The sequence below is a fragment of the uncultured Marinobacter sp. genome (assembly GCF_947488835.1).
Taxonomy (GTDB): Bacteria; Pseudomonadota; Gammaproteobacteria; order Pseudomonadales; family Oleiphilaceae; genus Marinobacter.
The window spans coordinates 1-19,348 of sequence record NZ_CANLBK010000006.1 but is presented as its reverse complement, the minus strand read 5'-3'; the positions used below and the strand labels follow the sequence as shown (position 1 = coordinate 19,348).

Sequence of the window (19,348 nt, the reverse complement as noted above, 5' to 3'; positions counted from 1 at the left end):
AGCACGCCTGGCTCAATGATTATTTCAAATCAGAGAATATAACGACTCAGATCTTCGTCTTCCGACAGTTCTCCAAGCTTCTCATTAACGTAATCTGCAGTTACTTCAAACGCTTCGGTTACCCCATCACCAGCATCAAACGACAGGCTTTCCAGTAGCCTTTCCAAAACCGTGTGCAAACGCCTGGCACCGATGTTCTCGGTTGTCTCGTTCACCTTCCAGGCAATTTCAGCAATGCGCGCAATTGCGTCTTCACTGAACGTCAGCTTGACGCCCTCGGTATTCATCAGGGCTTCATACTGCTGAACCAGAGAGGCATCCGGCTCTGTAAGAATGCGCTTGAAATCGTCCGGGGTTAGAGCTTGCAGCTCCACACGTATGGGCAGGCGGCCCTGTAATTCCGGAATCAGGTCTGACGGCTTGGACAGGTGAAAGGCGCCGGAAGCGATAAACAGAATATGATCTGTGCGAACTGAACCGTATTTTGTGCTCACGGTACTGCCCTCAATCAGCGGCAAGAGATCCCTCTGAACGCCTTCCCGAGATACATCCGACGAGCTGTTCTCCGCCCGCTTGGCCACCTTGTCAATTTCATCGAGAAACACAATGCCGTTCTGCTCAACGGCGATAATGGCTTTCTGTTTGATCGACTCCTCATTGACCAGCTTGCCGGCTTCCTCTTCCTTCACCCGTTTCAGGGCATCTGCCACCTTCATTTTCCGGGGTTTGGATTTATCAGCAGCCATGTTGGAAAACATGCTCTGCAGTTGGTTGGTCATCTCTTCCATTCCGGGAGGCGCCATGATCTCTACGCCGGCGCTTGAATTACGAAGATTGATCTCGATTTCTTTATCGTCGAGTTCGCCTTCCCTCAGCTTTTTCCGGAACATCTGGCGTGTGGAGGAATCTTCGGAGGTCTTTTGGCTGTCTTCGCTAAAGCTTTTTGGCGGTGGGAGCAGGGCGTCCAGAATTCTGTCTTCAGCTGCGTCCAAAGCCTGCTCTTCGTGACGCTTCATTTCCTGAACCCGCAGCATTTTTACAGCCATATCCGCCAGATCGCGGATAATGGATTCGACATCACGCCCAACGTAGCCAACCTCGGTAAATTTGGTGGCTTCAACTTTCAGGAAAGGTGCATCTGCCAATTTGGCCAGGCGGCGGGCAATCTCAGTTTTGCCCACGCCGGTGGGGCCAATCATGAGGATGTTCTTGGGCGTGACCTCATCCCGAAGCGTGCTGTCCAGCTGCATCCGGCGCCAGCGGTTTCTCAGGGCGATCGCTACTGCTCGCTTGGCCTCTTGCTGACCCACGATGTGTTTATTGAGCTCGTGAACAATTTCACGGGGAGTCATTGCAGACATGGTTACTCCGGATCAGTCGTTTTGGAGGGTTCTGGTTTGGTAGCTGCGTCTTTGGAGAGCAATTCAATAGTGCGATTGTGGTTGGTATAGATGCAGATATCTGCGGCTATCTCCAGGCCTTTCTCTACAATCTCGTGGGCAGAAAGCTCGGTGTTTTCAAGCAGAGCCCGTGCGGAGGCTTGAGCGAACGGCCCGCCGGAGCCGATAGCAATCAACCCGTGCTCTGGCTCTATTACGTCACCGTTACCGGTGATGATCAGGGAAGCTGTTTTATCCGCCACAGCCAAAAGCGCTTCCAGCTTGCGTAAGGCCCTGTCTGACCGCCAGTCTTTGGCAAGTTCAACCGCGGCTCTTGTGAGATTGCCGTTATGCTTTTCAAGCTGCGCCTCAAAGCGCTCAAACAGAGTAAAAGCATCAGCAGTGCCACCTGCAAAACCCGCGATAACCTGCCCGTTATAGAGGCGGCGTACCTTGCGGGCGTTACCCTTCATCATGGTATTTCCCAGAGAAACCTGGCCGTCGCCACCCATGGCAACTTCGTCATCGCGTCTGACGGAAAGTATGGTAGTCATTCGGGCTCCAATTGCCTGATTAAAAATCGGTATTGGGCAGTTATGGAGGCGGTAAAAGAGAATTCAAGAGGTTTGGGAGAAGAGGCTGTGGCGCGGGGCTTTTCAAAACACGCTGTGAATACGTCCCTGTACGCTCGGCTCCGCCATCCATGGCTCCGCACGGTTTTGAAAAGCCCCGCGTCACAGCCTCCCGCAACTCTCTGGAAGGTCTATCCCTGCTTGGGGACCTTACGAATAAGCGGCTGAATGTTAATCGAAACAAGCTTGTCGATGGCTGAACTCATCTGACTGCGGGAGCTAAAGGGCCCAACATTGACTCGATACCAGACGGAACCGCTGTCGAGTTCTATGCGCTGCACGCCGGCTCTGAGCCCCTGGAAGGCAATTTGCGCGCGCTGACGCTCGGCATCTTCCTTACTGCGGAAAGAGCCAGACTGCACCAGGTAGTCGAAGTCCTGCTTGGTTGGGCCCGGAGTGTACTCCTCCACTTTTGGCGGAATAACCTCCGATTCCGGCAGCATTTCATAAAACCGAAAACCGGGCTTTTTCTCTTCCTGTTTGGCGGTTTTCGTTGCCGGAGTTTGTGCTGACTCTTTGGCAGTGGGCGGTTGTTGCGGCCCGCTGCTTGGTGGCACAGAATTCAGATAAACAATAAACCCGATAAAGCCACCAACCGTTGCCAGTGAAAAAATCCACTTCAAGGATAAACCTCCTCGCTGAGAGCGCGCAGGCGCAGCTGGCTTTGCGCGCCTTTTCTGGGCGCTAGCAGGCTTGGCAGGCTTTTTCCTGTTGGGGGCTGCAGAAGCACCTGAGCGATTTTTACGAGCATAGTCTCGGGACATTGTTGTTACTTACATCTCTTCCGGTGCGCTGACGCCCAGCAGGTCCAGCCCATTGGCAATTACCTGGCGTACGGCCAGGTAGAGGCTGATGCGGGCATCTCGCAGTGCTGTGTCTTCTATCAGCACCTTGTGGGCGTTGTAATACGTGTGGAACTGGCCGGCCAGCTCCCTCAGATAGTGCGTGAGGGTGTGCGGTTCACGCTGTAAGGCAGAGTTGGCAATCAGCTCCGGATATTTCGCCAGCTGGTTTGCCAGTTCTTTTTCCTCATCCAGAACCAGCAAAGTCAAATCGCCCACGCACTCATTGAGCCCGCGCGTAACGCCTTCAGCGGCCAGTTTTCGCAACACGCTGCATATGCGTGCGTGGGCATACTGAATGTAGTACACCGGGTTTTCATTGGTCTGGGAGCGGGCCAGGTCAATATCGAAGGTCAACTGGGAGTCAACGCGCCGCGCTGCAAGGAAAAAGCGGGTGGCGTCCCGGCCTACTTCGTCAATCAGATCGCGAATAGTGACGTAGCTGCCGGCACGCTTGGATATTTTTACTTCCTGTCCGGAGCGGGTGACCATTACCATCTGGTGCAGAACATAATCCGGCCAGCCTTTTGGGATGCCTGCGTTCAATGCCTGCAGGCCTGCGCGAACGCGGGTTACCGTGGAGTGGTGGTCGGCCCCTTGCTCATTGATGACCGTGGTATAGCCGCGCTGCCATTTGTCCAGGTGGTAAGCCACATCCGGCAGGAAATAGGTGTAGCCGCCGTCTTTCTTGCGCATCACCCGGTCTTTGTCGTCACCGAACTCTGTGGTTTTGAGCCACAATGCGCCGCCGTCTTCATAGGTGTAGCCGTTTTCCTGTAGGCGTTTAACGGTAGCTTCTACTTTGCCGTCTTCGTACAGGGATGATTCCAGAAAATACACATCAAACTCGACACCAAAGGCTTTGAGGTCGAGATCCTGCTCTCGGCGCAGGTACGCCACTGCAAATTCCTGAATGGCATCCTGGTTATCAGGATCAGCACTGGCAGTTACTTCACGATCGTCAGCCGTAACCGTATCACCGGCCAGATAGGCTTTTGCAACATCGGAGATATAGTCGCCACGATAGCCGTCTTCAGGCCAGCTCTCGTCCTCGGGTGTCAGCCCCTTAACGCGAGCCTGTACTGACAAGCCAAGATTGCTGATCTGGGCGCCGGCATCGTTGTAATAAAACTCGCGAGTAACGTCATAACCGTTGGCTTCCAGCAGGCGGCAAAGGCAATCGCCAATGGCTGCGCCCCGGCCGTGGCCTACGTGGAGTGGACCTGTAGGGTTGGCAGATACAAATTCCACCTGAACTTTTTCGCCTTTACCGCTGGCGTTGCGACCAAACTGCTCAGCCTCATCCAGAATGGTATTTACGATTTCAAATGCACTGGCGGTGCTCATGAAAAAGTTAATAAACCCTGGGCCTGCAATTTCCACCTTCGCCACTGCGCTGCTTTCGGGCAGCTTCTCAATCAGCATTTCGGCCAGCTTGCGTGGTGCGCAGCCTGCTGTTTTGGCCGCAACCAATGCGATGTTGCAGGCGTAGTCACCGTGGGATTTATCCTTGGTGTTGCCCACTTGTGGTGTATAGGCTTGGTCGGTTGGCAGCGTGCCTTCAGATTGAAGAGCGGCCAGTGCGGACTGGAGCAGATCAGAAACGGTCTCTTTCATGCTGTGAGATAGCTCAGTTTACTGGAAAGTTGGGTTGGGGCAGAGCGCCCAGTGATAATTGAAGAGGGACATTATCGCGGAAAGTCCGGCCGCAAGCAAAAGCCCTGTGGTGATTAGCCCGTTTCTTGCGGGTCCACGTCAATCATCCATTTCGCGCCCTTTTGAAATCTCTGCTGTTCAAGCGTCTGGCAAACATTTGTCAGTAGTTTATTGAGGCGTCGCCGGTTGTCTGTGTTGAGCACAAGTTGCGCCCGGTGTCGGTCGGCTCGCCGAGCAATCAGAGCGGGCAGGGGGCCCCAAACTTCGATACCGGGTTTGTTTGCGAGCGGTTTGATACTGTCGAGGATCTGCAAGCTTTGCTCCATGGTGTCCGCTTCGGCTCGGAAGATGGCCATAGCTCGAAACGGTGGGAACTGGCCGGTTTCGCGCTCTTCAAGAAGCTGGTCTGCCATTTCGAGATAATGGCCATTGCAGAGCGTTCTGAGTAGCGGGTGATCGCTGTGGCAAGTTTGCACTATCACTTTACCGATTTTCGTTCCGCGGCCAGCCCTTCCGCTGACTTGGAGCAAGGTTTGAATCAGTTGCTCCGGGGCCCTGAAGTCGACGCTGAATAGGCCTCCGTCTGCATTGATGACAACAACCAGAGTCACATTGGGGAAATCGTGCCCCTTTGCAAGCATCTGTGTCCCAACAAGGATGCAGGGCTCTCCGGTGTTCACCTGTTCGAGTATCGTCTGGATACTGCCTTTGCGCTGCGTGCTGTCGCGATCTACGCGCACTATGGGTGTGGTGGGAAAGCTGTTCGCGAGAACGTCTTCGGTTTGTTCTGTGCCCTGGCCAACGGGCTTGAAGGCGTCACTTTTGCATTTTGGGCAGGTTTCGGTTGCTGCTGTCTGAAAGTCACAATGGTGGCAGCGCATAGCGCGGTCACGGCGATGGTAGGTGAGGCGCGTGTCGCAGCGTGGGCATTCGACCATGTGGCCGCAGTCGAAACACATCATCACCGGCGCAAAACCGCGACGGTTTACGAACACGAGTGCCTGGTTTCCGCTTTCCAGTGTTTTCTGAAGTGCTTGCAGGACCGGGCGGGAGAGGCCGCCTTCCAGGGGTCGGCTGCGGATGTCCAGGAGGCTAATCGAGGGCGGTAGCGCCTCTCCGGCACGCTCTTCCAGTTTTATAAGTCTGTACTTGCCCGCCAAGGCGTTGTGATAAGACTCCAGAGATGGTGTCGCGGAGCCAAGGATTATCGGGCAGCGATTCAGGTGCGCACGATACACAGCAACATCCCTGCCGGAATAACGAAACCCTTCGCCTTGCTTGTATGAGCTGTCGTGCTCCTCATCAACAATCAGTGTTCTCAGCGCGGTGAATGGGAGTAGCACAGCCGATCTGGTGCCAATGAGGATGATGGGCTCACCATTGCGAATTTTGAGCCAGGCATTCAAACGCTCGGTGTCGTTCAGGGCTGAGTGCCACACCGTTATGCGCTCGCCAAAATAGCGTTTGAAGCGGGCAACGGTTTGGGGGGTCAGGTTGATTTCCGGAACCAGTACCAGCGCCTGATCCTCAGCGGTAAGATTCTGTTTCAGGTAGTGCAGGTAAATCTCGGTTTTGCCACTGCCTGTGATGCCATATAAAAGGGAGGCGCTGAAGCCTTCATCGGGTGGCGGCAGCTGGGAGGCGGCGACCAACTGTGCGGGGGAAAGCGTTGGGGCTGCAATGGACTCATTGTATTGCTGGCTTTGGGGGCTTGCGCTCTTCGGCGCTGCAACTCGAACCAGTTCTTTTTCAAGCAGAGACTTTAGTTGCGGTCGAGTGAAGCCCGCTTTTATGATCTCGTTGTTTATAACGCCCTGCTCGTGTTGGGCAATCCACTCCAGCAGGGCTTTCTGTTTGTGGGCTTTTGCTGGGAGGACGGCGCTGCTGCCGCAAGCTTGCCACCTGTCTTCAGTTTTTTGTATGGCCGGCCGGCCCCGGCGCAGTGCTGGTGGGAGAGCAGTGAACAAACACTCCCCCAGCGGGTGCTGGTAGTAGTCGCTGGCCCAGCTTAGCAACTGGAAGGTTTCGCTGGGCAGGGCAGGCCAATTTTCCAGTGCATTTAGCACCGGCTTCAGAATGATACCCTCTGGTGGTTCAATGTCTGTTTCCACAATCAGGCCGATTGCCTGCTGGCGCCCGAAAGGAATCTTTACACGTTGGCCCGACTCCAAAGCCATTCCCTCTGGAACAAGGTAGTCAAAGAGCCTTCTTAGTGGCCGATTCAGCGCAATACGGGCTGTTGATGGCACCGGGTAATCCTTTAATGGTTTATGCGTATGAGGCAGGATTCATGCACCTGCAAGGCTTGCCTGCCAGGATAATTGCAAGTAAGATTCGCGGTCTGTTTGCGGCAGGGCATGATTGTGCCCCGTCTTCTCCATTGATTCAAACATGCGGTGCCTGGCACTTGGGCTTTAACGAACGCCCCGTGATCAGGTAGCGGCATGACCCACAGAGGTTCGCCATGAAAGAAGGTATTCACCCCAAGTATGAAGACATCACCGCAACATGTTCTTGCGGAAATGTGATCAAGACTCGTTCTACTATTGGTCATGATCTGCAGCTGGATGTTTGTTCCCAGTGTCACCCATTCTACACTGGCAAGCAGAAGGTTATGGATACCGGCGGCCGTATCGACAAGTTCCAGAAGCGTTTTGGTGGTCGTATCGCCGGAAAGAAAGAAGACTGATTCGGTTGTAGAGTCGAAAAAGCGCCTGAGGGCGCTTTTTTTATGGGAAGTGCAAAATAACAGCTTAGTGTTTGATTATACGCAATTCGCCGTATTGACTGTTCATAGTTTGTTCGCTTTGCCCTTGTCGTTTCCGGGCGGGCGCGCCATAATGTCGCGCTCCTTCAGGTAGGCGCTTGCCGCCTGAAGGCTTATTACCTTTTAACGTGACAAACGGAACAGTGGCAATGTCTCAAGATCTGAAAGAAGCAGCCCTTGAATATCACGCCAAGCCGCGGCCTGGAAAGATTAGTGTAGAAATCTCCAAGCCGACAGCGACCGCTCGCGACCTCGCTTTGGCATATAGCCCAGGCGTTGCAGAGCCGGTTCGCGAGATTGCGAAGGACCCGGAGAACGCATACAAGTACACGGCCAAGGGTAACCTTGTCGCCGTTATCTCCGATGGTACTGCGATCCTCGGTCTGGGTAACCTGGGCCCGCTGGCGAGCAAGCCGGTAATGGAAGGCAAAGGCGTACTGTTCAAGCGCTTTGCGGGAATTGACGTGTTCGATATCGAAGTCAATTCTGAAAGTCCTCAGGCGTTCATTGAAACCGTTGAGCGTATTGCTGACACCTTCGGTGGCATTAACCTTGAAGATATCAAGGCGCCGGAGTGTTTCGAAATTGAGCGCGCACTGATTGAAAAGTGCAACGTGCCTATCTTCCACGATGACCAGCACGGTACAGCGATTGTTACTGCAGCTGGCATGATCAACGCCCTTGAATTGCAGGGCAAGAAAATTGAAGAAGCGAAAGTGGTTTGCCTGGGTGCCGGTGCTGCTGCAATCGCGTGCATGAAGTTGTTGATCAGCTGCGGTATCAGCTCTGATAACATCTACATGCTCGACCGCAAGGGTGTGATCCACTCTGGTCGCGATGACCTTAACCAGTACAAGGCGATGTTTGCCAACGACACCGATAAGCGTACGTTGGACGAAGCAATTGATGGGGCCGACGTGTTCCTGGGATTGTCTGGTCCCGATCTGCTGAGCGCTGACCAGCTCAAGAAGATGGCGCCCAACCCGGTTGTGTTTGCCTGCTCGAACCCGGATCCTGAAATCGATCCTGCGGTAGCGCACTCTGTTCGTGATGATCTGATCATGGCGACAGGTCGCTCAGACTACCCTAACCAGGTTAACAACGTTCTTGGCTTCCCGTTCATCTTCCGTGGTGCGCTCGACGTTCGCGCAAGCTGCATTAACGAAGAGATGAAAGTGGCTGCGGTCAATGCTATCCGTGAGCTGGCGAAAGAGCCTGTGCCGCAGGAAATCTGTGAAGCCTACGGTGCTGACAGCTTTGAGTTTGGTAAAGAGTACATCATTCCCAAGCCCATGGATGTTCGGTTGCTGGAAGTTGTTCCGGCTGCTGTGGCCCGTGCAGCAGTGGATTCCGGAGTTGCCGGTAAAGGCTACCCCGCGCACTATCCGCTGAAGAGTATGGATGACATCATCTGATTGATGACGTTGTGAGCTTATAAAAAACCGGCGGTGATCCCGCCGGTTTTTTTGTGGGTGTCTGTTTTGTGTTGTGGGTTGCTCAGAAGATCTGACGCGAAAGGTCGTCCCCGTTGCCATGGGTGCCGCCGGGTCTCTCATCTTCTTCGGTTAGAGGTGCAGGCGCATCCTCTTCCTTGAAGATCTCAAAGCTGCCGTCCTCGCCTGGCCTTGCGCGCTTTCCGGTCTCGGGGTTGATTCGAATGTTCACAATGCCGTTGGGTCGCGGCATGAAGGCTGAAGGCGCGCCAGCAAGCGCTACCTTCATGTAATCTACCCAGATGGGCAGGGCTGTGCTCGCACCAAACTCCCGGCGGCCCAATGGGGCAGGCTGGTCAAATCCTACCCACACCGTAGTAGCAAGGTTGTGGTTGAAGCCTGCAAACCAGGTGTCTCGCTGTTCGTTTGTTGTGCCAGTCTTGCCTGCAATGTCATCCCGCCCGAGGGCCAGTGCCCGGCGCCCGGTTCCCCGCTTAACCACATCCCGGAGCATTGAGTGCAATATATACACTGAGCGCTCATCTGCTAAGCGACGCATAACACGCGTCTTTGGAGCGGTTTCTTCTGTCATGGTCAGCGTGCTTGCAAGTGTGTCTTCTGTGACGGTGTCGGGTTTCGGATCGTCAGTGCCACAGTTGCGGTCGCACAGAACAACGTCAGGGGCCCGGTATATGTCCTTGTCGTTCACATCAGTGATGCTCTGGATGAGGAATGGCTCTACGTCGTAACCCCCGTTAGCGATAACCGCGAGGCCTCTGGCCAGCTCCATGGGCGAGAGTTGTCCGCTGCCCAGTGATAGGGACAGGTCTTTGGGCATGCTGTCGGTCGGAACCTTGAGTTGGTCGAGGTAGTCCAGCATTTGAGGAATGCCGAGATCCCTTAAGAGTCGAATAGAGACAAGGTTTCGTGAGCGGTAAAGGGCTTCGCGAAGTGGGGTTGGTCCATAAAACTGCCCTGATGAATTCTGTGGGCGCCAGGCGGATTCCAGTTCTGAGTCATCAAAAACAATCGGAGCGTCATTGTAAATAGTCGCAGGGGTTCTGCCGCTCTCCAGAGCGCTAAGGTACAGGAATGGCTTGAATGTGGAGCCTGGTTGGCGCCTGGCTTGTATCGCGCGGTTGTACTTGCTTTGTCCAAAGCTGTAGCCGCCTGCGAGAGCTTGGATGGCGCCACTTTTGGCCTCAAGAGAGATTAGTGCACCCTCAACTTTCGGAACTTGCATAAGTGACACTCGGACTGGCTGAGTGAATCCGGAATCCTGGGGTGCCGCTTGCTCGGTCTCTTCAGGTGCGGCTGATACTTTGGGCAGTTCGTCTACCCGAACGTATACAACGTCGCCCACGCTCACGACATCTGAGGGTTTTTCGGGCTTTGGGCCGGTCAGGTTTTCAGTTTTATAGCGGCTGGCCCATTGCATGGTCTCGAAGGGCATAGTGGCTGGGCCAAACCGGCGCACGTGAGCCTGGGCTTCGCCTTTGTTGTCATCGATTTCGGTAATAACGGCGGGCATCAGTGATTCTATTCTGGGGTAATTCAGCATTGCGGTGGCAAGGTCACCCCCTGCAAGGGTTTCGGCGTCAAGTTTGCCGATGGGGCCCCTGAACCCGTGCCGACGGTCGTAGGCTTCGAGCCCGCTTCTGAGGGCGTCTGTTGCTGTCTGCTGTTCTTTGCTGTCTACCGTCAGTGTTACGGAGTATCCGTCTGTATAAGCCTCTTCTCCGAAGCGCCGGACCATCTCTGCTCGCGCCATTTCTGCAACGTAGTCGGCGTCCACTTCGGTTTCGGTGGCATTGTAAGTTGCAGTGAGTGGTGCCTGAATGGCCAGCTCGTAGGCTGTTGGGCTGATGTAAGCCAGATCTTTCATTCGGCCCAGTATCCAGTCCCTGCGCTGCATCGCTCGCTGCGGGTTGGCTAGTGGGTTGTACGCTGAGGGGGCTTTGGGTAGTCCTGCCAGCATGGCCATTTGGGCAAGCGACAGCTCGTTGACAGGTTTGTTGTAATAAACGCGCGCCGCAGCGGCAATACCGTAGGCCCGGTTGCCGAGGTAGATCTTGTTCAGGTATAGCTCAAGAATCCGATCTTTATCGAGTTCACGCTCTATTTGAACAGCCAGAAGTATCTCGTTGAACTTGCGAATAAATGTCCGGTCGCGTGACAAAAAGTAATTTTTTGCAACCTGCATGGTGATGGTGCTGCCGCCAGATTGGATTGAGCCGGTAGAGACCAGTTCGATGGCAGCCCGCGCCAGTCCTTTGATGTCGACCCCGAAGTGCTCATAAAAACGCGAGTCTTCAGCCGCCAAAAAGGCTTGTAACTGAATTGTTGGGATCTGTTCGATTGTGATCGGTGCCCTTCTCTTTTCACCGAATTCTGCTATTAATCTGTTGTCTTTGCTATATACGCGCAATGGCGTCTGGAGCTTTATGTCCAGAAGTTGTTCAACGGGTGGAAGGCCTGGGCGGAGATAGAGATAAAAGCCTGAGCCTACGATAACGGCAACACTCAGTCCGGTGAGAAATAACCAGGCGAAAAGGCGAGAAGTACGCAACAAATGGGACATTTTTTTCTGACAACTGTTGGATATAGGTCTATCATTTGAGAAATTGCTTTAGGAAGGATGAGTCGCTTCACCGTCGCAAATGTTCCCAGCTGAACGAGAGTGGGCATTGTAAACGGAACAATGAAGAAATTCTCTTAAATAAAAAACACATAACACATGTAACCGGGTGCAACTAGCCAGGTATAGGGTGAGCGCGTGTTCGGATTGTTCGGAAAGAAATCCAGTGCAGTACTGGGCGTTGATGTGAGCTCCAGCTCCGTCAAGCTCATAGAGTTGTCTAAGCAGGGCGACCGTTACAAGGTCGAGAGCTACGCCGTCGAGCCGCTGCCGGCTAACGCGGTCGTGGAAAAAAATATCACGGACGTTGAGGCGGTTGGTGAGGTTCTCAAACGGGTAGCCTCAAAATCGCGCACCAGCGTCAAGCAGGTTGCTGTGGCCGTATCCGGCTCGGCGGTCATTACCAAGCTCATCCAGATGGATGGTGGTCTCAACGAATTTGAGATGGAAGATCAGATTGCCCTTGAGGCTGATCAGTATATTCCATACCCACTTGACGAGGTTGCGATTGATTTCGAAGTGCAGGGCCCCTCGGAAACGAACCCGGACCAGGTGGATGTGCTCTTGGCGGCCTGCCGCAAAGAGAATGTGGATATCCGTCAGGATGCGCTTGAAATCGCTTCTCTTAATACGAAAATTGTGGACGTCGAAGCCTATGCGCTGGAGCGTGCATACGGTTTGATTGAAGCTCAGCTCGACTCCCAGGGCGAAGAGCTTGTGGTGGCTATCGTTGATGTTGGTGCCACCATGACAACCTTGAGCGTTCTCGCTGAAGGCAAAACTGTCTATACGCGAGAGCAGATTTTCGGCGGCAAGCAGCTGACTGAAGAGATTCAGCGTCGGTATGGACTTTCTGTTGAAGAGGCCGGGCTTGCCAAGAAGCAGGGTGGGCTGCCTGACGATTACGAATCCGAAGTGCTAACCCCTTTCCGGGAGGCCGTGGTTCAGCAGGTTGCGCGAGCCCTCCAGTTCTTCTTCGGTGCCAGTCAGTACAATGCGGTTGACTACGTGGTTCTTGCCGGTGGTACTGCTTCGATTCAGGGGCTGACGGAAATGGTGGAAGAAAAGACAGGCACGCCGACACTGGTCGCGAATCCCTTTGCGGAAATGGCGGTCGGTTCGCGGGTTAACGCATCTGCTTTGAGCAACGATGCTCCTTCGCTGATGATTGCCTGCGGCCTGGCAATGAGGAGCTTCGACTAATGGCAAGAATTAACCTCAGGCCTTGGCGCGAAGAGCTCCGGGCAGAGAAGCAGAAGCAGTTTGTTGTGATGGTAGTGGGTGCTGCTATTATCGCTGCCGGTCTCACGTTCCTGTGGAGTTCCGATCTTGATAGCAGTATTGCGTACCAGCAATCGCGCAATGCATACATTGAATCGGCAACCAAAAAACTGGACGTGCAAATTCGTGAAATCGACAGCTTGAAGCGTAAGCGCAACGAGTTGCTGGCGCGCATGAAGGTTATTCAGGACCTGCAGGGTAAGCGCCCCGTCATCGTCCGTGCCTTTGATGAATTGGTTCGCACGCTACCCGACGGCTTGTTCTATACAGATCTGAAGAAATCAGGTGATCAGGTGAGCATTGTTGGTATGGCAGAGTCGAACAGCCGCGTTTCAACACTGATGCGGCAGTTTGACGAGTCCGAATGGTTCACAAACCCGAATTTGTCGAATGTGTCGTCTGCGGATGGAAAACGAGCAGGCTACAGCCAGTTCACCATGACAGTGCAGCAAAAAACGCCTGAGCCGGAAGGAGGGAATAAGTAATGAGCCTTGCGGATTCACTTAAAAGCCTGAATGAATTTGATATCAACGATCTTGATATCAATAATGCCGGCATCTGGCCAGCACCTATCAAAGGCATTGTTGTTCTTATCGTGTTCGGCTTGATCATGGGGGGCGGGTACTGGTTTTTTGTAAAAGATCAGTATGTGCAGCTCGACAGGGTTGAAAAAACCGAACAGGACTTGCGCAAAAAATACGAAGAAAAAGCTTACCAGGTCGCTAATCTGGAGGTTTTCAAGGCTCAAATGGTCGAGATGGAAGAAACCTTTGGCGCCTTGGTACGGCAGCTTCCAAGTGAGACAGAAGTGCCCGGCCTTTTGGAGGATATCACCAACACGGCATTGGGTAGCGGCCTGGCGCTGCAAGAAGTAAAGCTTCAGCCCGAGCAGAGACGCGACTTCTATTCAGAGCTGCCAATCAATATCCGTGTTTCAGGCTCCTATCATGAGCTTGCATCGTTTGTAAGCAGTGTGGCCAGCCTTCCCAGGATTGTGACACTGCACGATTTAACCATTAAACCAACTGGCGGAGACGGTGAGCGACTTGATATGCAAGTAGTTGCTCGCACCTACCGCTACCGGGCTGGAGAATAAGCATGGCAGCAAAGCATGCGGGAAAGGCCTGGCTGGGTGTTTGTCTGGTATCACTTTTGACAGCTTGCTCCCAGGGCAGCGGTTTTTCCGATCTGGACAAGTTCATGGCAGACACCCGAGCCAAACCTCGGGGGCACGTCGAGCCCTTGCCTGAGTTTAGTGCTTACGAGGCATTCAGTTACTCGGCAGCAGACAGACGAGCTCCGTTTGAGCCGCCACTGGATGTGCAGCTGACTATGGTTGATGAAAAGCCGGTCAGCGACGTTGAACCTAATCTGGATCGTCCTAAAGAGGTGCTGGAGAATTTTGATCTCAAGGATCTTGGCATGGTGGGCACGCTTCAGGGTGTGACCGGAAACCTGTTTGCTTTGATTCGGGACAATGCGGGCGGTATTCACCGGGTTCGTACCGGGAATTTCATGGGGCAGAACTACGGCCGGGTTATTGGCGTTAGTGAAACCCGTATAGAGCTTATCGAAATCGTTCCCAATGGCCGGGGTGGCTGGGTAGAGCGTCCTCGCTCTCTGACCCTGGACGAAGACGCAGGCTAAGGAGCGACTTGATGAAAACTGAAAGAAAAATGCATGTACAAAAAAGTTCGGGGTCGAGGCTAGCGATGTTCAGAAAACTCAATGTATACGTCAGCGTAATTGCTTTTGGGTTGTTATCCGGCCTGGCCAGTGCGGTCACGCTGGAAGACGTGTCGTTTTCGTCGCTACCGGGAGAGCGCCTGGAAGTGACACTTAAATTTGATGGCCAACCGCCTGAACCGTCGGGCTACACCATTGAACGTCCGGCGCGAATCGCAGTGGATTTACGCGATACTACCAGTGGTCTTAACACTCGCAGCATTCCTCTTGGATCAGGTAATGCCCAGAGTATGACTGTTGTGGAGACAAAGGATCGCACTCGTTTGATCTTTAATCTGGTTGAGCTTGCGCCTTACGAGACGGTTCGGAACAACAACTCGTTGGTAATGACCATCGGTGGTGAATCAGCCGCCGGCTCCGTTGCCGTTAACTCCTCCGGTACAGCAGCTGCATCGCAGTCAGCGTCTACACCGGGAACATTGGCTGGCGTAGATTTCCGTCGTGGTCAGAACGGCGAAGGTCGTGTCATTGTTGATCTGGGAAGTCCCGGTACCCCGGTAGATCTGTCTGAGTTGGGCGGGAAAATCCGCCTCACGATGAATGGGATCGCCGTGCCAGCGGATCTGCGCCGTCGCTTGGATGTAACCGATTTCGCAACACCTGTCAGTCGTGTTGATACATTCATTGAAGATGGCAATGCAGTGGTCGAGATTCGCCCTGAAGGCAATTACGATTACATTGCCTATCAATCCGGCAGTCAATTTACCGTCAGTGTAGAAAAGCTGAGCGAAGAAGAAGCTGAAACCCGCCGTGAAGAGAAGTTCCCGTACTCCGGGGAGAAGCTTTCCCTGAACTTCCAGGACATTGAAGTACGCTCGGTGCTGCAGCTGATTGCAGATTTTACCGGCCTGAACCTGGTTGCCAGTGACACAGTCGGTGGCAGTATCACTCTGCGCTTGCAGAATGTTCCATGGGACCAGGCTCTGGATCTTATCCTGAAAACCAAAGGGCTGGATAAGCGTCAGATCGGCAACGTATTGCTGGTTGCGCCCGCCGAAGAAATTGCGGCCCGTGAGAAGCTTGAACTTGAAACAACCAAGCAGATTGCAGAGCTTGCGCCGGTTCGTCTGGATATTATCCAGGTTAACTATGCGAAAGCCGCTGACATCGTTGGTCTGATCAAAGAAGACAAAGAGCTGATTTCCAGCAGAGGCTTCGTATCATCTGATGCTCGCACCAACACTATCAGTGTTCGTGAAACATCTGAGAAACTGGATGAGATCCGTCGCCTCGTATCGACTTGGGACATAACGGTTCGCCAAGTGTCCATTGAGGCTAGAATTGTTCGCGCCCAGAATAATGTTGCCCAAGAGCTTGGTGTGCGCTGGGGCGCGGCAGCTCGCGGTGATGCAAACAACGGAAACAACAACGTTGTGGTAGGCGGCTCTCAGGGCGGCTTGGCAGGGATTGCTGGCAGTGGCGCTCTCGGTTTTCCGTCTGACTTGAACGTAGACCTTGGAACTAATCGTACTCCAGCTGGCTCGTTGGCCTTTGGCTATATTGGCACTGACTTCTTGATTGATATGGAGTTGTCTGCCTTTGAAAGCGATGGCCAAGCTGAGGTGGTGTCACAGCCGCGAGTGGTAACTGCAGATCGTCAAACTGCTTCCATCAAGTCGGGCCAGGAAATTCCGTATCAGGAGGCTTCCAGCAGCGGTGCAACCAGCACTTCATTCAAGGAAGCGGTCTTGTCGCTAGAGGTTACTCCTCAGATTACACCTGATGACAAGATCATTATGGATTTGGAGGTCAATCAGGACTCCCGAGGTGAAGATACTGATGCCGGTCCGGCCATCAATACAAACTCCATTACAACGCAGGTACTTGTGGGTAACGGTGAAACGATTGTGCTTGGTGGGATTTTCGAGTCCACCAATTCAACCACGGTTACCAAAACACCGTTCCTGGGCGACATCCCCTATCTGGGCCGCCTTTTCAAGCGAACAGAAGTAACTGAGCTTCGCAGCGAGCTCCTGATCTTCATCACACCGAAGATCATCAAGAATGACCTGATTCAGTAACAGGGGTCAGGAAAAAAGCCGCCGCGATAAACCGGCGGCTTTTTTGTGTCTGAAGACTTGTGGTACCCATGCTGAAGCTTATGCAATCTTCAGCCCTGTGATATTCTCACCCGCCTGAACATTATTGAGCGGTAGTTATGTCTTTGCCCAAACGCATAGTCCTGGTTGGCCCCATGGGCGCAGGTAAAAGCACCATCGGCCGTATGCTTGCCCGTGAGCTGGGATACAGGTTTCTTGATACCGACCGAATCATTGAGGAGCGCTGCGGAGCAAACATTCCCTGGATATTCGATGTTGAGGGGGAGGAGGGTTTTCGGCAGCGAGAAACGGCTATGTTGGAAGAGCTGTCGGCTGAGGCCGGGACTGTGCTTGCTACCGGTGGTGGGGCGGTAATGCGCCCTGAAAATCACGCGCTCCTGAAAATGCATTCGGTGGTTATCTACTTGAGAACGTCCATTGAGCAGCAGGTGGAGCGCACACGTAAAGACCGGAATCGGCCTTTGCTACAGAATGACGACCCCGAAGGTGTTTTGCGGAAGTTGTTTGCAGTTAGGGACCCCTTATATACAGAGCTGGCAGACATCATTATGCATACTGATCGCAAGAGTCCACGTCTTGTGGTGCGGCAACTTGTCAATCGCATAAACCCAAGAACACCGCGGCAACAAAGGCAGGTGCGAAAGGAGGGACGCAATCATGTATAAGTTGCTTCACGAACTTCAAGTTGAGCTGGGCGAACGTAGTTACCCGATTGTGATCGGTGAAGGCGTGCTGGGCAAATATGACCTTTCAGATTACGTCGGCGGATCTCAGATAATGATCGTAACCAATGATGTGGTCGCGCCCCTGTATCTGGAGAAAACTAAAGCCAGTTTTCCCGGGAAGGCTATTGATACTCTGGTACTCCCGGACGGTGAAAAACACAAAGACTGGGAAACGCTGAATCTGATTTTCGACGCCCTGCTGGAAAAGCAGCACACTCGGAAAACGACGCTGGTAGCGCTTGGTGGTGGAGTGGTTGGGGATATGACCGGGTTTGCCGCTGCGTGCTACCAGCGTGGCGTCCCATTCATACAAATTCCTACCACGCTATTGTCTCAGGTGGATTCGTCCGTGGGTGGTAAAACCGGCATTAACCATCCGCTTGGGAAAAACATGGTTGGTGCTTTTCATCAGCCCGAAGTGGTATTGATTGATACAGATACACTTAAGACCTTGCCGCCCAGGGAAGTGTCCGCCGGACTTGCGGAGGTCATTAAGTACGGACTTATTCGTGATCTGGCCTTTCTTGACTGGCTCGAACAGACGATGAGTCGGTTGGTCGCTTTTGATAGCGAGGCGTTGGGAGAAGCCATATTCCGTTCTTGTGCGAGCAAGGCCGACGTGGTCGCTCAGGATGAAAGGGAAAGTGGAATTCGAGCTACTCTGAATCTTGGCCATACATTTGGCCATGCGATCGAAACCTTCGCCGGCTATGGCAACTGGCTCCATGGAGAGGCTGTAGGCACTGGCATGATTATGGCTGCCGATCTGTCGTTACGAGAGGGGTCGATAAACCCGGCTGATTATGACCGGGTTGTGCAAATTATTCTCAAAGCTGGTCTTCCTTCTCGGCCGCCCGAGCAAATGAGGCCTGCGGACTTTATGAGCCTGATGGCCGTCGATAAGAAGAATGTCGATGGCAAATTAAGGTTGGTGTTGCTCAAGGCTGTGGGTGAGGCAGAGGTTACATCCGGCGCATCTCCGGAAAATCTCAAGGCAACGCTCAGCGCTTTCTGTTATCAGGAAAGCTGAGTAGGGCGTGTAATATTGAACCGTAGGGATGTTTAGTGACTGAAGACACTTTCAACAGCCTGGACGGAGGAGGCCTGTTCCCCCGTTTGCAGCAGCGGTATGGCCTTAGGGGTAATCCGCTGGAGATGGACACCCCTTTCTTTCCGGATGGTATGCGTCACCACGCCCTGGAGGCATTGCGCCATCTATGCGGGTTTGGTGATATGGCTCTGCTACTCACCGGCGGCCCCGGGTCTGGAAAAAGCCGGTTGCTGGCAGAGTTGGTTCGCAGTGAGTCGTCACGATTGGGTTTTCATCGCATTTCTTCTGCAGCCATGGTCAGTGCGAGCGCTCTTGCAAAGGATCTGCGACAGGTTGCCCGTTCTGGCGCTAGCCCGGATGATACCCCACGAGAGGCCGTGTATCGCTTTTTCCGGTGGTCAGAAACCAGGGTTGGCAAGGGGCAGCGCATGGTGCTACTTGTCGACGATGCTGATCGGGTCCCTCCAGAGCTACTCAGGCTGATCCTTGACGGGTTTTTGGCGGCAGATCGAGCCAAGGCGGCTGTCCCGGTTTTCGCTGGGGAGGATCGCCTGGTTACGCTTCTAGGTCTAGACGACTCCGCTGTCACTGTCCATCAGGTCCATCAGGTCCATTTGCGACCACTAACCATAGAAGAAGTGTTCTCCTATCTTGAGCCCCGCGTCCATAACGCGGGAGGTAAGGTGAGTGAGCTCCTCAGTCCCGCTCGTCTTTCGCGGATACATGATTTGAGCCAAGGGAGCTTTTCCCGGCTGAAAAGGGTTACGCCAGGCATTTGGCTGGATATCGTGTCTGATGTATCCAGGCAAAAAAACGTCAAGCGTATCGATTTCCGACAGTTTCGCTTGCCCGCGTTGGCGCTTTTGATCCTGGGAGCTTCCTGGTGGTTCGTGTCCCAGCAGTATGATGAAACCGTAGCTGTGGATAGTGAAGCGCTTCCAGAGCCTGATCGTGTTCGCAGAAGCATTACCATTGGTCCCGAAACACCGGAAGATATGTCTGCAGTGGAAGGTGTTCCGGTGTTGACAGAGCCCGTAGCGCCGGCAGAACCTATTCCTGAGCCTGAGCCTGAGCCTGAGCCTGAGCCTGAGCCTGAGCCTGAGCCTGAGCCTGAGCCTGAGCCTGAGCCTGAGCCTGA

16 protein-coding genes are annotated in these 19,348 nt (G+C 53.6%); 10 read left to right on the top strand and 6 right to left on the bottom strand.

Annotated elements, in window-relative coordinates; genetic code table 11:
- Positions 1-29: 29 nt before the first annotated feature.
- The 5 genes from hslU to Q0824_RS16310 all read right to left on the bottom strand — a co-directional run bounded on the left by hslU (position 30) and on the right by Q0824_RS16310 (position 6,758).
- Positions 30-1,361 (bottom strand): HslU--HslV peptidase ATPase subunit, encoded by a 1,332-nt coding sequence (gene hslU / locus Q0824_RS16330; RefSeq protein ID WP_298453243.1) that lies wholly within the window; start codon positions 1,359-1,361, stop codon positions 30-32.
- 2 nt (positions 1,362-1,363) lie between these two features.
- Positions 1,364-1,933 (bottom strand): ATP-dependent protease subunit HslV, encoded by a 570-nt coding sequence (hslV, locus tag Q0824_RS16325; RefSeq protein WP_298453240.1) that lies wholly within the window; start codon positions 1,931-1,933, stop codon positions 1,364-1,366.
- A 209-nt stretch (positions 1,934-2,142) separates the two neighbouring features.
- Complete coding sequence (locus tag Q0824_RS16320; RefSeq protein WP_298453237.1) at positions 2,143-2,775, bottom strand: SPOR domain-containing protein; 633 nt, start codon at positions 2,773-2,775, stop codon at positions 2,143-2,145.
- 9 nt (positions 2,776-2,784) lie between these two features.
- A complete protein-coding gene (argS, locus tag Q0824_RS16315) occupies positions 2,785-4,470 on the bottom strand; it encodes an arginine--tRNA ligase (RefSeq protein ID WP_298453234.1) in 1,686 nt (561 codons plus the stop codon).
- A gap of 113 nt (positions 4,471-4,583) precedes the next feature.
- Positions 4,584-6,758: a primosomal protein N' gene (locus Q0824_RS16310; protein WP_298453231.1), complete on the bottom strand. Its 2,175-nt coding sequence runs from the start codon at positions 6,756-6,758 to the stop codon at positions 4,584-4,586.
- 215 nt (positions 6,759-6,973) lie between these two features.
- Between Q0824_RS16310 and rpmE the strand changes: the two genes are divergently transcribed.
- Entirely contained in the window at positions 6,974-7,198 is a 225-nt protein-coding gene (gene rpmE, locus Q0824_RS16305) for a 50S ribosomal protein L31 (RefSeq protein ID WP_298453228.1), read from the top strand.
- 227 nt (positions 7,199-7,425) lie between these two features.
- Entirely contained in the window at positions 7,426-8,691 is a 1,266-nt protein-coding gene (locus Q0824_RS16300) for a malic enzyme-like NAD(P)-binding protein (protein WP_298453225.1), read from the top strand.
- Positions 8,692-8,773: 82 nt separating this feature from the next.
- On the opposite strand, the gene Q0824_RS16295 is transcribed toward Q0824_RS16300, so the two are convergent.
- Entirely contained in the window at positions 8,774-11,290 is a 2,517-nt protein-coding gene (locus Q0824_RS16295; RefSeq protein WP_298453222.1) for a penicillin-binding protein 1A, read from the bottom strand.
- A gap of 195 nt (positions 11,291-11,485) precedes the next feature.
- On the opposite strand from Q0824_RS16295, the gene Q0824_RS16290 reads away from it, so the two are divergent.
- The 8 genes from Q0824_RS16290 to Q0824_RS16255 all read left to right on the top strand — a co-directional run.
- The gene (locus Q0824_RS16290) at positions 11,486-12,550 is read left to right on the top strand and encodes a pilus assembly protein PilM (RefSeq protein ID WP_298453218.1); all 1,065 of its coding nucleotides are present in this window, start codon (positions 11,486-11,488) and stop codon (positions 12,548-12,550) included.
- The gene (locus tag Q0824_RS16285) at positions 12,550-13,113 is read left to right on the top strand and encodes a PilN domain-containing protein (protein ID WP_298453215.1); all 564 of its coding nucleotides are present in this window, start codon (positions 12,550-12,552) and stop codon (positions 13,111-13,113) included. Before Q0824_RS16290 ends, Q0824_RS16285 begins: the two co-directional genes overlap by 1 nt.
- A complete protein-coding gene (gene pilO / locus Q0824_RS16280; protein ID WP_298453212.1) occupies positions 13,113-13,724 on the top strand; it encodes a type 4a pilus biogenesis protein PilO in 612 nt (203 codons plus the stop codon). Before Q0824_RS16285 ends, pilO begins: the two co-directional genes overlap by 1 nt.
- 2 nt (positions 13,725-13,726) lie before the next feature.
- On the top strand, positions 13,727-14,275 hold the full coding sequence (locus Q0824_RS16275; RefSeq protein WP_298453209.1) for a pilus assembly protein PilP: 549 nt from the start codon (positions 13,727-13,729) through the stop codon (positions 14,273-14,275).
- A gap of 65 nt (positions 14,276-14,340) precedes the next feature.
- Positions 14,341-16,395, top strand: coding sequence for a type IV pilus secretin PilQ (pilQ, locus tag Q0824_RS16270; RefSeq protein WP_298453479.1), 2,055 nt, complete (start codon positions 14,341-14,343; stop codon positions 16,393-16,395).
- Between the two features lie 137 nt (positions 16,396-16,532).
- Positions 16,533-17,099: a shikimate kinase AroK gene (gene aroK / locus Q0824_RS16265; RefSeq protein WP_298453207.1), complete on the top strand. Its 567-nt coding sequence runs from the start codon at positions 16,533-16,535 to the stop codon at positions 17,097-17,099.
- On the top strand, positions 17,092-18,189 hold the full coding sequence (gene aroB, locus Q0824_RS16260) for a 3-dehydroquinate synthase (protein ID WP_298453204.1): 1,098 nt from the start codon (positions 17,092-17,094) through the stop codon (positions 18,187-18,189). The genes aroK and aroB overlap by 8 nt, the downstream gene beginning before the upstream one ends.
- Positions 18,190-18,224: 35 nt before the next feature.
- Positions 18,225-19,348: ATP-binding protein (locus Q0824_RS16255; RefSeq protein WP_298453201.1), on the top strand; the 1,124-nt coding region annotated here is incomplete at its 3' end.